This window comes from Serratia sp. C2(1) (genome assembly GCF_036352655.1).
GTDB classification, from domain to species: Bacteria; Pseudomonadota; Gammaproteobacteria; order Enterobacterales; family Enterobacteriaceae; genus Serratia; species Serratia inhibens.
The window spans coordinates 2,505,440-2,519,599 of record NZ_JAZFBA010000001.1 but is presented as its reverse complement, the minus strand read 5'-3'; the positions used below and the strand labels follow the sequence as shown (position 1 = coordinate 2,519,599).

Sequence of the window (14,160 nt, the reverse complement as noted above, 5' to 3'; positions counted from 1 at the left end):
AGCCGGGCTTAGCCCGGCACCTGGTTAGACCTCGTAGTCAGACTCTGGCGTCGACAGCGGGGTGATTTTCACTTTCAAAATACGGTGGCTATTGACTTCCAGCGGTTCAAACAGGTAGTCACCGATATGCAATTGCTCGCCTTCCTGGGGAATGCGCTGGCTGTGTTCCATCAACAAGCCGGCTATTGTGTGGTATTCGCGTTTATCCTCCAGCGGCAGCGGCAGATACAGCACCAGATCTTCCAGTGGCATATGGCCGTTGGCGGTCCAACTGCCATCTTCGTTTTGCTGAATGTCATGTCTTGCGTCAACATCCTCGCCTGCTTCCGGCAGGTTGCCGGCGATGGTTTCCATCACGTCGGTCAGGGTCACTACCCCCTCGACCGAACCGAATTCATCGACTACAAAAGCGAAATGCGTTTGGGCCTGTCGGAACTGCTCCAGCGCGCTTAGGAGCGTTAACTGCTCCGGGAAAATCAGCGGTTGACGCACCAACGCGCGTAAATCGAGCGGCACCTGAGTCAACTGCTGTTTCAGGACATCAAGGGTATGGATAACGCCGAGAGGCTCATCACTGGCGCTGTTTTCGACCACCACAATGCGCGTATGCTGATTCTTTTCCAGCAACTGGGTCAGCTTTTCCTGCGGATCATTCAGCTCAAGGTATTCGACGTCATGGCGGGAGGTCATGATGCTGCTTACGGTACGCTGTGCCATGCCCAGCACGCGCTCTATCATGTGCCGCTCCTGTTGATTGAATATCTCCCCGCTTTCGCTAGCGCTGTCGGCCAGCAGGTTGGCGGAGTGGCTGTCTACCTCGGCTTCTTCATGTTTACCGTTCAGCATGCGCAGCACCGCTTCTGCGGTTCGTTCGCGCAATGGCCGCACCTTTGACAGAAAACGGCGACGGTTAAACTGAGCCAATTGGTTTAATGCTTCAATCATCACGGAGAAGCCGATGGCTGCGTACAGATACCCTTTGGGAATATGGTAGCCGAACCCTTCTGCAACCAGGCTGAAGCCGATCATCAGCAGGAAGCTCAGGCACAGAATGACGATAGTTGGGTGGGCGTTGACGAATCGCGTCAGCGGCTTGCTGGCCAGCAGCATCAGTCCGATAGCGATACAGACCGCAATCATCATTACCGCCAGATGATCAACCATACCGACTGCGGTGATCACCGAATCGAGAGAGAAAACGGCGTCCAATACCACGATTTGTGCCACCACCGGCCAGAAGCGAGCGCCTTTGCGTGGCCCTTGCTGCTCATCGTCTTTGCCTTCCAGCCGCTCGTTCAGCTCCATAGTGGCTTTAAACAGCAAGAATATACCCCCGACCAGCATAATGAGATCGCGGCCGCTGAAGGGGTGCTCCGCGACCACAAACAGCGGTTTGGTCAGTGTCGCAAGCCAGGAGATGGAGGCGAGCAGCGCCAAGCGCATCAGCAAGGCCAGCAACAGACCCACGACGCGAGCTTTATCTCTTTGTTGTTTTGGTAGTTTTTCCGCCAGAATGGCGATAAAGATAAGGTTGTCTATACCCAGAACGATTTCCAGCACGACCAAAGTGGCCAGGCCGGCCCAAATTGTTGGATCTGCGATCCATTCCATACGCCCAATTTCACCTGTAAGTTCGACGGCTTATGCCGTAAGGGAATGATGGGTGTTGGGCGGGGAAAATTCAACTTTAAAACTGTGCTGGGGTGAGGGAAGAGTGCGGCATCATGATTTTAAGCCAAAATAATGCATAAAAAATCATCGTTCATCGGAGGAGGGGGCATGCGAAATAACGATAAATCGCCATTTTTCAGCAAAAAGATGCGGCAGCGAGTCATGACTCTCCACGCTTGCTGATAAAAGCAGCGGAAATATAATTTTTTTAAATCAATTCGTTATGAATATTCTGGGCTGCTACACTTTGCGCTGAATTACCCCAACAGTAGTCTTATTCTGAAAAGGATACCCAATGGGCATCTTAGGCTTGTATCGCTAAGGCAATAGTATAAGAATCTTAGCCATATAAACATTTACAAGTATCATCGTTTGGTTATAAGGGCGTGTTTTTTTTGTTTTTCTGTGAGCTGACTATCACTTGGCAGAAGATACGGACCTTAAATTTACATTAAAACGTGACTGAGACTCTCAGTCGCCCCATACCGAACGACGACAGTGCATTGGTAGCTGAAAGCCAAGGGCGGTAGCGTGTCTGATTCATTCCGCTGCCCTCCCGTATAGGCTCGATAGACTTCTGCCCGGTGACATTCTTTTATCTATTGGATTGTGGATGAATACTATGCAAAAAAGACTGAAGGCGGTGATTCCGGTTGCGGGTTTGGGAACTCGTATGCTGCCGGCAACGAAAGCCATCCCTAAAGAAATGCTACCCGTGGTCGATAAACCACTGATTCAATATATTGTGAATGAATGCGTGGCTGCCGGGATCAAAGACATTGTGCTGGTGACTCACTCCTCCAAGAACGCGATTGAGAACCACTTCGATACCTCCTTTGAGCTTGAGGCCGTATTGGAGTCGCGTGTTAAGCGCCAGTTGTTGGAAGAGGTGCAAACCATCTGTCCAGCAGACGTGACGGTGATGCAAGTCCGTCAGGGACAAGCGAAAGGTCTGGGGCACGCGGTGCTCTGCGCCAAACCAATGATCGGCGATGAACCTTTTATCGTGCTATTGCCGGATGTATTGCTGGATGATTCTACCGCCGATCTGCGTAAAGAAAACCTGGCCAAAATGATTCAGCGTTTTGCAGATACCGGCTTCAGTCAAATTATGGTGGAACCCGTTCCGGAACAAGACGTTTCGAAATACGGCGTTGTAGATTGTGGCGGCGCTACTCTGGCTGCAGGTGAAAGTACACCGATGACTGCTGTGGTCGAAAAGCCGACAAGAGAAGAAGCCCCTTCCAATCTGGCAGTGGTAGGGCGTTATGTGTTGTCTGCTGATATCTGGCCGTTGCTGGAGAAAACCTTACCGGGTGCCGGTGATGAAATCCAACTTACTGATGCGATTGCTGCCCTGATGGAGCAAGAGACCGTAGAAGCTTTCCATATGAGCGGTAAATCGCACGACTGCGGCGATAAGTTGGGCTATATGAAAGCGTTCGTACAATATGGCCTGCGTCATGCTTCGGAAGGTGAAGATTTTACTCAATGGCTGAAACAGACATTGAACAGCAAATAAGTTTTGCGGCTTAAACGCGATCACAAGCAAGATTGAAAAGAGGATTACCATGACCAAGTTGAAAGCTGTCATTCCTGTTGCTGGCCTGGGTATGCGCATGTTGCCTGCAACCAAGGCTATTCCCAAAGAGATGTTGCCGATCGTTGATAAGCCGTTGATTCAATATATTGTCAATGAGTGCGTTGCTGCCGGCATTAAAGAAATCATTCTGGTGACACACTCTTCCAAGAATGCGATCGAAAACCATTTTGATACCTCTTTTGAGTTGGAAGCGATGCTTGAGGCGCGCGTAAAACGCCAACTGCTGGATGAGGTACAGTCGATTACGCCTAAAGGCGTGACGTTGATGCACATCCGTCAGGGCCAGCCTAAGGGCTTGGGCCATGCGGTGCTGTGCGCTAAACCTTTGGTTGGCGACTCACCGTTTGTCGTGCTGTTGCCGGACGTGTTGCTTGACGATGCAAAAGCCGATCTTAAGAAAGATAACCTGCCGCACATGATTGCTCGCTTTGAACAGTCGGGGCTGAGCCAGGTACTGGTGCAGGCGGCTGATGAGCATGTGCTGCACGATTACTCGGTCGTTGAATGCGAGACCAACAGTCTGCAACCCGGTGAAAGTTCACGCATGACTTCGATTATCGAAAAACCGGGCCGCGAAGTTCAGCTAAAATCAAACTATTCGGCCGTAGGGCGCTATGTTCTGTCCGCCGATATTTGGCCTATTCTGGAAAAAACGGAGCCAGGTGTCTGGGGGCGAATTCAGCTGACGGATGCGATTGCCGAACTGCTAAAACACAAACCGGTTGAAGCAATGGAGTTGATTGGAGAATCATTCAACTGCGGCGAAAAAATGGGCTATCTGCGTGCCTTCGTCACCTATGGCCTGCGCCACCCGACCCAGGGTAAGGCTTTCCGCGAATGGGCTGAAAAATTGGCGCTCTAAAAATGTACAATTTTCCCGTTCAGCTGTGCAAAGCATGCCGGATGGGAAATTAACCGTATCAGTTGAGCCTTATGTAATTTCGCTATTTCATTTTTTATATTAGTATACATTCTATTACAGGCCGCTTTACCGTTTGGTCTTCTCGGTTTTACTTTGGAATTAGGTTGTAAAATTCCGCAATAGACTGTTTTATAAAGATAACTAACGTTGATGGCTGTAGGGGTGGTCAGTGTGAGCAATAACTGAATACCTCACATCGCTAATAATAATATCTTTGTATTCATCAACAACAGATAAACGTTGTAGATTTATTGCAACAGGTTTCAGTTCCGTTGCATGACGGAATCGTAAACCGAGGCACTTTGGTAAGGTTACAGAGACGCAGCCACGGTCGGCTAGCATTGTAGCTTTGCAGATACATTTACTTTGAAAGTGATGATAATTTGATGGCAAAACGACAATTGAAAATGATATCGCTATTGGTATCTATCAGTGTAATCAGTGGTTGCACTGTGTTTCCTGGAACCCACCTGTCCACAAGCGGTAAAAGTGTTGTAAAGCAAGAGGATGCAGACTTTGATATTGACAAAATGGTCAATATCTATCCGATGACACCCAAGTTGTTGGATAAGTTGCGCCCTGCAAAAGTGGTAGCACAGCCTAATGGTCTGTTGGATGCTTCGTTAAGCACCTATGAATACCGAATTGGCGTGGGCGATGTGCTCAACGTCACCGTTTGGGATCACCCTGAGTTAACCACACCTGCGGGGCAATACCGCAGTGCCAGCGACACCGGGAACTGGGTGCACTCTGATGGAACCATTTTCTATCCTTATATCGGTAAGGTGAAAGTGGTCGGTAAAACGGTGACCCAAATTCGCGATCAGATCGCCGCCCGATTGGCCCAATACATCGAAAGCCCTCAGGTTGATGTTAATATTGCCGCATTCCGTTCTCAGAAAGCCTACGTGACCGGCGAAGTTTCTAAATCTGGTCAACAGGCCATTACCAACGTGCCTTTGACAGTGATGGATGCGATCAATGCCGCAGGTGGTCTGACGGAAAATGCTGACTGGCGTAATATCGTCCTGACGCACAACGGCAAAGAGTCAAGTCTGTCACTGCAACAACTGATGCAGAACGGGGACCTGACCCAGAACCGCCTGTTGTATCCGGGGGACATTCTCTATGTGCCGCGTAATGACGATCTGAAAGTGTTTGTCATGGGTGAAGTTAAAACGCCGGCAACGCTCAAGATGGATCGCAGCGGCATGACATTGACAGAAGCTCTGGGGAATACTCAGGGGATCAGTCAGGCGGCGGCAGATGCGACAGGCGTATTCGTTATTCGCCCTCTGCACGGTTCGCAGGGTGAAAAACTGGCCAACATTTATCAGCTCAACATGGCAGATGCGACGGCCTTGGTAATGGGTGCGGAGTTCCATCTGCAGCCTTATGACATTGTCTACGTGACCGCAGCGCCGGTCGCCAGATGGAACCGTCTGATCGTTCAATTGGCACCGACCATTGATAGCTTCAACAATCTCACGGAAGGCACATTGCGTATTCGTAATTGGCCGTAGGGGAGTCGGTAATGTTTGATTCTATTCTGGTTGTCTGTGTTGGTAATATCTGCCGTTCCCCAACGGCAGAACGCTTACTAAAGCAACATTTACCAGAGAAAGAGATCGCCTCTGCCGGCATTAGCGCTTTGGTTGGCAATCCAGCCGACAAAAGCGCCATCGCTATCGCGGAAAAGCACCATTTGTCGCTAGAGCAGCATGAAGCGAGGCAACTGACGAAAGAAATGTGTCGGGAATATTCGCTGATACTGGTGATGGAAAAGGGCCATATCGATGCAGTCTGTCGGCTGGCGCCGGAAGTCAGAGGGAAGACGATGCTTTTTGCTCATTGGCTAGGGCAAAAAGAAGTGCCTGATCCTTACAGAAAAAGCGCCGAAGCGTTTGAGTTTGTTTACCGCCTTCTTGATGATGCTGCCCAGAAATGGGCAGAGGCATTAAATCGTTAACCAGAGATTACAATGACTGATAATACGAAACCAGGCTTATCAACGGCCAATAATCATGACGAGATCGATCTAAGTCGCTTGTTGGGTACTTTACTTGACCATCGATGGCTCATCATCGGTATTACAGCGTTATTCTCTGTTACCGGTATCATCTATTCGCTTTTTGCCACCCCGGTCTACCAGGCCGACGCAATGGTTCAGGTTGAGCAAAACGTAGGAAATTCACTGGTCAATGATTTATCCCAGATGCTGCCGAACAGTCAGCCGGGTTCCTCGACGGAAATCGAACTCATCAAATCGCGCATGGTGACAGGTAAAACCGTTGACGATTTGAATCTTGATACTGTTGCCCAGGAAAAATACTTCCCTATTTTTGGGCGCGGTTGGGCTCGTTTAACAGGAGTTGAACCCGGACGCATTGCGTTGTCTCGTCTTACCGTCCCCTCTAATGCAGACGATACCGCGCTTGAATTGAAAGTCATCGATGATAAGAACTATGTTCTCAGCAAAGATGGTACTGAAATTATCAAAGCAAAGGTCGGTGAATTAGCAAGTGGCCAAGGCGTCACTTTACTGGTCAGCGAAATCTCGGCACAGCCTGGCACGGTATTTGAAGTGGCCAAGCTGCAACGTTTGGTCGCCACCAATAATCTGTTGGATGCCTTGACCGTTGAGGATAAAGGCAAGGATACCGGCGTCCTGGCATTAAGCTTGGTTGGTGATGATCCTGTTCTGGTACGTAAAATTCTCGATAGCATCAGTAAAAACTACCTGTTGCAAAACGTTGAGCGCAAATCAGAAGAAGCGGCCAAAAGCCTGGACTTCCTGAAAGAACAGTTACCCGAGGTCCGCAGTTCTCTGGACAGTGCTGAGGATAAACTCAATCGCTTCCGCCAGGCTAACGACTCGGTCGATTTGTCTCTGGAAGCCAAATCGGTATTGGATACCATTGTCGGTGTTGAAGCTCAACTGAACGAATTGACGTTCAAAGAAGCGGAAATCTCCAAGCTGTATACTAAAGAGCACCCTGCCTATCGTGCGCTAATGGAAAAACGCGCAACGTTGCAGCAAGAAAAGGACAAGCTCAACAAACGTGTCAGCGGTATGCCCAAGACTCAGCAGGAGATTTTACGTCTAACTCGCGACGTTCAGGCTGGGCAAGAAATTTATATGCAGTTGCTGAACAAACAGCAAGAGCTGGGGATCACCAAGGCAAGTACAGTAGGTAACGTACGCATTGTTGACCCGGCGGTAACGCAGCCGCGTCCGGTGAAACCGCAAAAAACCATCATCGTACTGATTGTGACTCTGCTGGGCGGCTTGTTCTCTACCGGTTTCGTGTTATTGAAAACCATGCTTCATCGCGGTATCGAAAGTCCCGAACAGTTGGAACAGCAGGGTATCAACGTTTATGCCAGCATTCCGTTGTCTGAATGGCAGCAGAAAAGCGATCGTGAAACCATGTTGTCGGGCAAACGCAGTAGCATCAAAAGTTATACGCTGCTTGCAGTCGGTAACCCGGCGGATCTGGCCATCGAAGCTGTCAGAAGCCTGCGGACCAGTCTGCACTTCGCTTCGCTCGAAGCGAAAAATAATGTGTTGATGATCTCTGGTGCCAGCCCAAGCATCGGTAAAACCTTTGTCAGTATCAACCTGGCTGCCGTTATTGCTCAGGCGGGGCAACGCATTCTGGTGGTCGATGCCGATATGCGTAAAGGCTATGCGCATTCACTGCTGAACTGTGAATTGGGTATTGGTTTATCCGACGTACTTTCCGGCCAGGCATCGGCACAACAGGCGGTAAGAAAGACGTCGATCGAGAACCTGAGCTTTATATCGCGCGGTAAAATCCCACCGAATCCTTCAGAGTTGCTGATGCACAACCGTCTGACAGAGTTCCTGGAGTGGGCGGGTAAAGAATATGATATCGTTCTGGTCGATACTCCACCAATTCTGGCGGTAACCGACGCTGCAATCGTGGCACGTAATGTAGGTACCACGCTGTTGGTAGCACGTTACGGTGTTAACTCGCTGAAAGAGATCGAGGTGAGTATCCGCCGCTTTGAGCAAAATGGGATGGAAATCAAAGGTATTATTCTTAACGCCGTTGAACATAAATCCGGTAGTGCATACGGCTATTACGCGTACGAATACAAATAACCCCCTTCCAAAAATAGAGGTTCCTTATTCTTAAGGAACCTCTTGATCTGTTCAAAAAATTTATAGATTCCAATTTCGGAGATATCACATGAGTAATCTTGCAATTATTCCTGCAAGGGGTGGATCGAAAGGGATCCCGAAGAAAAACATTAAAGAAATTGCAGGGAAGCCATTAATTGCCTGGAGCATTGAGCAGGCACTGAATTCATCAGAAATTGATCGTGTTATCGTTACAACTGACTGCGAAGATATTGCTGCCGTAGCCAGAGAATACGGCGCTGAAGTTCCTTTTATGCGCCCCGCGCATCTGGCGATAGATACTGCAGCTACCGAACCCGCATTGTTGCATACCCTGGAATGGCTGGCGGAGCATGAGAACTACAAGCCGGAGTTTACGGTATTGTTGCAGGCAACCTCGCCAGTTCGTAAAGATGATGCCATAGATGTAGCAATCAAGAAAATTATCGATAAGAAGGCCGACTCTTTGCTTAGCGTTTGCGAGTTTTGGCATTTTCTTTGGGAGAATGAAGATAATCCCAAAGCGTACTATGACTATTTAAATCGTCCGCGGCGTCAGGATATAAAGCCGGAAAATATCAAGCTGAAAGAGAATGGCTCAATTTATGTAACGAAAAGCGAAATCCTTCTGAGTACCGGTAATCGTCTTGGTGGAAAAGTTGTCGCGCATAAGATGTCAGAAGAAGAAAGTTTTGAAATTGATACCATGCTCGATTGGGCGGTTGTTGAAGTGATTTTGCAGAATTGGAATGGGAGATAATTAATGTTAATCCAGAAAAAAATATCCGATTTTTTGGTGTTTGAAACAGAAACAATCATTAAAGCATTGGAAAAAATCAACTCAAATAAAAAACGCATTATCTTCGTTGTTACTGAAGACGGCAAGTTATGCGGTTCCTTCTCAGATGGCGACTTCCGCCGTTGGATCACCAATGGTGATTTCGATCTGAGTCGCGAAATGTCTGAAGTTATGAACCAGAATGTCCGCTATAAAAAAGTTGATGCGCCGCGTACTGAAATCGACGCGCTGTTCACCAACGGCGTAGACGTTTTGCCACTGGTGGATGATTATCGTCGGCTGGTCGCTGTCGCGCTGCAAAGTGAGAAAGGGCTGACTATTGGTAAGCACACCATCACCGAGACATCTCCGAGCTACATCATTGCGGAAATTGGTAACAACCATAACGGCGATATCAAACTGGCTAAGCACCTGGTCGATCTGGCCGTTGATGCCGGCGCGGATTGCGTTAAATTCCAGATGCGCGATCTCAGCTCACTGTATAAAGGCGGAAACGATAAAGATAAGTCTGCCGACCTGGGGGCTCAATATACCATTGACTTGCTGAGGAAATTCCAGCTTTCCAATGAAGATCTGATCGAGGTGTTCGATTACTGCAAAACCAAGGGCCTGACCCCACTGTGTACGCCATGGGATCTCAAAAGCCTTGAGATTTTGGAGGAGTACGGCATGGAAGGTTATAAAGTCGCTTCCGCTGACTTCACCAACCATGAAATGCTCGGTGCGTTAGCGGCCACGGGCAAACCGCTGATTTGCTCCACTGGTATGTGTAGTGAAGCGGAAATCAAAAGCTCGGTCGAATTCCTGAAATCCAAAGGTGCCGAGTTTGTTATTTTGCATTGCAACTCAACTTATCCGACGCCATTCAAAGATGTGAACCTGGCTTATATTAAACGCTTGCAGCAAGTTACAGGTTGCCTGGTCGGGTATTCAGGTCATGAGCGTGGGATCTCTGTGCCAATCGCAGTAGCCGCACTCGGTGCGCGCGTGATCGAAAAGCATTTCACCATTGATAAATCGATGGAAGGCAATGACCATAAGGTCTCACTGCTACCACCTGAATTTAAAGAGATGGTGGTACGTATTCGTGAAGTTGAAGAATCCATGGGGCAGGCGGGTGAACGCGCTATCACTCAGGGTGAAATGATCAACCGCGAAACGCTGGCGAAAAGTCTGATCATCAATCGCGACCTGAAAAAGGGTGAAATCATAACTCGCGATATGGTTGAAGTGAAAAGCCCGGGCCAGGGATTACAGCCTCTGTATATGGAGCAGCTGGTCGGCAAAAAAGCCAACCGTGACCATGAGAAAGGCGGTTACTTCTATGAGTCAGATCTGAACGATGTAGCGATTGAAGCCAAGGACTATGATTTTGACCGTCCTTTTGGTATTCCTGTTCGTTATCATGATTACAGCAAGCTGAAAAACAAGTCCAATCTGGACTTCGTTGAGTTCCACCTGAGCTACCAGGATATGGAACTGGATCTGACGGAATTTTTCTCCGGCCCAGAAGACATTGGTTTTGCCGTACACAGCCCTGAGCTGTTTGCCAACGACCATATTTTGGATCTGGCGACTGACGACCCGGTTTACCTTGAGCATTCTATCAAGCAGTTGCAGCGTGTTTGCGATGTGACTCGCGCACTTAAGCAGTATTTCCCGAAAACTGAACGACCGGTTATCGTTGTTAACGCCGGTGGATTCAATACTACGGGCTTCCTGCCAAAAGAATCGCGTCAGGCAATGTACGAGCGCATCGGTGTTGCATTGGGCCAGATTAATCAGGAAGGGGTGGAAATTATTATCCAAACCATGCCTCCATTCCCATGGCACTTTGGTGGACAGAGCTACCACAACCTCTTTGTCGACCCGGATGAGATCAAGGCATTCTGCGAAAAATATAACTATCGCATCTGTTACGACACTTCTCATTCGATGATGGCCTGTAACTACTACCAATGGGATCTCCATGAGTTCACCCAAAAAGTAGGGGCTTATACTGCACATATGCATATTGTTGATGCACTGGGCGTGGATGGTGAAGGGGTTCAGATTGGTAAAGGCGATGTGAACTTTGATGAACTTGCCGATGATCTGGTGCGTTATGCTCCAGGTGCTATGTTTATTCCAGAAGTCTGGCAAGGGCACAAAAATCAGGGAGAGGGATTCTGGCACGCACTTAACTTCCTGGAAAAGTATCTGTAAATGAGTAAAGTCATTATGGGCGCTGCGGCCTTGTCGATAGGGGATATTCTCGGCAAGGTCATAGGCTTCATCATACTGCCTTATTTAACAGCACACCTTGGCGCGTCGGGATACGGCGCGCTAACTCTGTATCTGTCCGTTATTCAGATGCTGATCATTTTCATTTCGTTTAGTGGTCAGGGTCTGTTGCCGGTCAAGTATATGCAAGAGGGGGAAGGGAGTTCCCTGGTGTTCCGCAGAGATAACATTGTTCTGGCTTTGGCGTCGAGTGCGTTATTGGTGGCAATATTTTATATTGTTACTCTAGTCGCAAATATATCCGTAAGTTTCAGTGATGGTTTTTTGGTAGTTTTGGCGTCTCTGGCGCAAGCCCTTAACTTTATCAATCTGTCTCATTTACGTATCAGCCAGACCTATAAGGTCGCTGCTATTGGACAGTTCTTGCTTTCTGCATTTAACGTCCTGTTTACGATCGCGCTTTTCGAGATGATTGCAGCTACGCCGGGACAGCGGTTGATAGCGATAGCGGCTTCGTTTTTCAGCATTCAGATAGCCTATGAGTTCTTCGTTTACAAGAAAATCAAAGGTGAACGTACGGTACTTCAGCCTGTACGCCAACGCTATAAGGAAATTATCAATTATGGTTTATCCCTGTTGCCGCATCACGGCAGTTACTGGATAAAATCATCGATAGATCGGTTCTTTATTGCTCATTATATGAGTACCGCAGTGGTAGGGGTCTATGGTCTGGCATTTCAACTTACCTCCATTGTGATGTTGTTCTTCGGGGTAATTAACCAGGCATTCCAGCCTTTCATATACCGAAAGCTGAAAGAAAAAGATTTCCGAGGTGTTGAGCTGATTCAATATGGCTATACAGGTTTAGTGATTGTGGCCTGCATAATTTACTTCTTCATCATGCCATTTGTTTTCCCTTATCTCTTTAAGGCCGAGTTCAACCAAGCTATTTATTATTTCAATATTTTGTTGCCGGGAACTGCATTCCTTTCCATCTATTATATTTTTACGCACTCACTGTTCTATTATCGTAAAAATAAAATGATTTCGATTATTACAATGGGTTCGATGGTCACGCATTTAATCGGCATCTTGATCGTCACCATGACGGCAATAAAGGTCGAGTATTTCTGTTTTGTCTATGCGATATCCAGTCTTTTTGCCTGTGTAGCGACCTTTATTTATGGTAAACGACAGATCAGCATTGAGAGGAAAAGATGATAGCAAGTTTTAAACGATGGTTGAGAGGTCTAAAAAAACAGCGCTATCGTTCTAAAGTTATCAGGACTGCGGCGAAGTGCGGACGCGATCCCAAAGTTAATTTTTTGACCATTGTTAATAATAAAACGACGTTGGGCAATAACTTCAACTCAAATGGTCTGACGGTAGTAGGTAAGGGCAGTGTCATCATTGGCGATAATTTTCATTGTGGTTTTGGTTGCGTATTAATCACTGAAAATCATAATCATAACGGCACTGCTATCCCTTATGACCACACCTACGTGATTAAAGATACTCATATCGGAGACAATGTCTGGTTGGGTATAAATGTGATTATCCTGCCTGGTGTGACCATCGGTGAGGGGGCTATTATTCAGGCCGGCAGCGTAGTGGTTAAAGATATTGAACCTTATGCTATCGCCGGTGGCCACCCGGCCAAGGCGTTCTCGCAGCGCGACGTCGATCATTATTTACAACTCAAAGCGGAAGGCAAGTTCCATTGAGTGATATGTGAAATTCGCATCAGTTACCAAAATCGGATATCAGAAATATGAGTAAGCACATTGCGTACATTGAATCACCGCTGCAGGCTTTTAACCTTATCGAATATCTTGATGCGAAGAACATTACCCTGGATCTGCTGATCGTGAACAAACGCTCAGCAAATTCATCATTAAATCATGGACAGATCGTTTATCTGTTGAGCATGATTAGGCATAAGACGTTGAAGACGATCGACGTTGAAGGCTATTTGGGGAATGTGCTGGATATAAGAAAAGAATTAAAGAGCGTTAATTCAGAAGTCAATGTGAGAGAACATGTTACCCTGATTGCTGGTGAATATCGTGCGAGAGTTTTTTGGATATTAGCTCACAAGTTCCCAAAACGAGAGATTGTTTTGTTGGATGACGGTACTGCCACGCTCAGGATCAAGCGCAGCAACAATCTCACCGCAAAGGGTATTGCGAAGTCGATTTTCCTTAAGTCTTTGGGTATGGCTAACAATGAACGAGAGAAAATCACCTTCTTCTCGGTGTACGATATTGAGAAAAACATCGCTCTTCGAGATACGATAATTAAACATAATTATCAGAACTTTAAAGTGAAGTTGGAAAATCTTCCACAAGGTGGAAATAAGGTCTTCATCATTGGCACACCTCTTTATGAAGCAGGAGTGACCTCTGTTGACGATATCGAGCTGACGCTGAAAATGATCGACGATCTGAAAAAAAATCAGGAAGGCGTCGAATTGGTATACATTCCACACCGTCGTGAGCGTGAAGAGAAAATTGATGCGATCAAACAGCATGTAGAGGTGCGGCGTCTAGATTTCCCGTTTGAAGTTTACCCGATCGTTGCGGGAGAAAACGTAACCTCAATTGCTGGTTTCTACTCGTCATTATATGACAATCTGATCAAGATCTATGATGAGAAAATAAAAATAACCGCTTACGTACTCGACGAAAAAGTGCTGTCGCCAGAATGGGTTAATTTCGTTGATGCGATTTATAAAAATTATGAGAACTATGAGAGTGCTGATATCACTCTGATTAAAGATAAATTTTGATTTTATA

At 47.3% G+C, this 14,160-nt stretch carries 11 protein-coding genes; 10 read left to right on the top strand and 1 reads right to left on the bottom strand.

Annotated features, from left to right (window positions below; translation table 11 throughout):
* Positions 1–24: 24 nt before the first annotated feature.
* On the bottom strand, positions 25–1,611 hold the full coding sequence (locus V2S86_RS11755) for a TerC family protein (protein ID WP_330762547.1): 1,587 nt from the start codon (positions 1,609–1,611) through the stop codon (positions 25–27).
* Positions 1,612–2,293: 682 nt separating this feature from the next.
* On the opposite strand from V2S86_RS11755, the gene galU reads away from it, so the two are divergent.
* From galU to V2S86_RS11705, 10 genes are all read left to right on the top strand, one after another.
* Complete coding sequence (gene galU, locus V2S86_RS11750) at positions 2,294–3,193, top strand: UTP--glucose-1-phosphate uridylyltransferase GalU (protein ID WP_330762546.1); 900 nt, start codon at positions 2,294–2,296, stop codon at positions 3,191–3,193.
* Positions 3,194–3,242: 49 nt separating this feature from the next.
* Positions 3,243–4,136, top strand: a complete 894-nt coding sequence (locus V2S86_RS11745; RefSeq protein WP_330762545.1) for a UTP--glucose-1-phosphate uridylyltransferase — start codon at positions 3,243–3,245, stop codon at positions 4,134–4,136.
* 446 nt (positions 4,137–4,582) lie between these two features.
* The gene (locus V2S86_RS11740) at positions 4,583–5,719 is read left to right on the top strand and encodes a polysaccharide export protein (protein WP_330762544.1); all 1,137 of its coding nucleotides are present in this window, start codon (positions 4,583–4,585) and stop codon (positions 5,717–5,719) included.
* 11 nt (positions 5,720–5,730) lie between these two features.
* Entirely contained in the window at positions 5,731–6,165 is a 435-nt protein-coding gene (locus V2S86_RS11735) for an arsenate reductase/protein-tyrosine-phosphatase family protein (RefSeq protein WP_004942391.1), read from the top strand.
* A gap of 12 nt (positions 6,166–6,177) precedes the next feature.
* Positions 6,178–8,325 (top strand): tyrosine-protein kinase Wzc, encoded by a 2,148-nt coding sequence (gene wzc / locus V2S86_RS11730; RefSeq protein ID WP_330762543.1) that lies wholly within the window; start codon positions 6,178–6,180, stop codon positions 8,323–8,325.
* Positions 8,326–8,413: 88 nt separating this feature from the next.
* Positions 8,414–9,103 (top strand): acylneuraminate cytidylyltransferase family protein, encoded by a 690-nt coding sequence (locus tag V2S86_RS11725; protein WP_330762542.1) that lies wholly within the window; start codon positions 8,414–8,416, stop codon positions 9,101–9,103.
* 3 nt (positions 9,104–9,106) lie between these two features.
* A complete protein-coding gene (locus tag V2S86_RS11720) occupies positions 9,107–11,347 on the top strand; it encodes an N-acetylneuraminate synthase family protein (protein WP_110605880.1) in 2,241 nt (746 codons plus the stop codon).
* On the top strand, positions 11,348–12,586 hold the full coding sequence (locus V2S86_RS11715; protein WP_330762541.1) for a lipopolysaccharide biosynthesis protein: 1,239 nt from the start codon (positions 11,348–11,350) through the stop codon (positions 12,584–12,586).
* On the top strand, positions 12,583–13,089 hold the full coding sequence (locus V2S86_RS11710; protein ID WP_330762540.1) for an acyltransferase: 507 nt from the start codon (positions 12,583–12,585) through the stop codon (positions 13,087–13,089). The genes V2S86_RS11715 and V2S86_RS11710 overlap by 4 nt, the downstream gene beginning before the upstream one ends.
* A 47-nt stretch (positions 13,090–13,136) precedes the next feature.
* Entirely contained in the window at positions 13,137–14,153 is a 1,017-nt protein-coding gene (locus V2S86_RS11705; protein WP_330762539.1) for a polysialyltransferase family glycosyltransferase, read from the top strand.
* Positions 14,154–14,160: the final 7 nt, after the last annotated feature.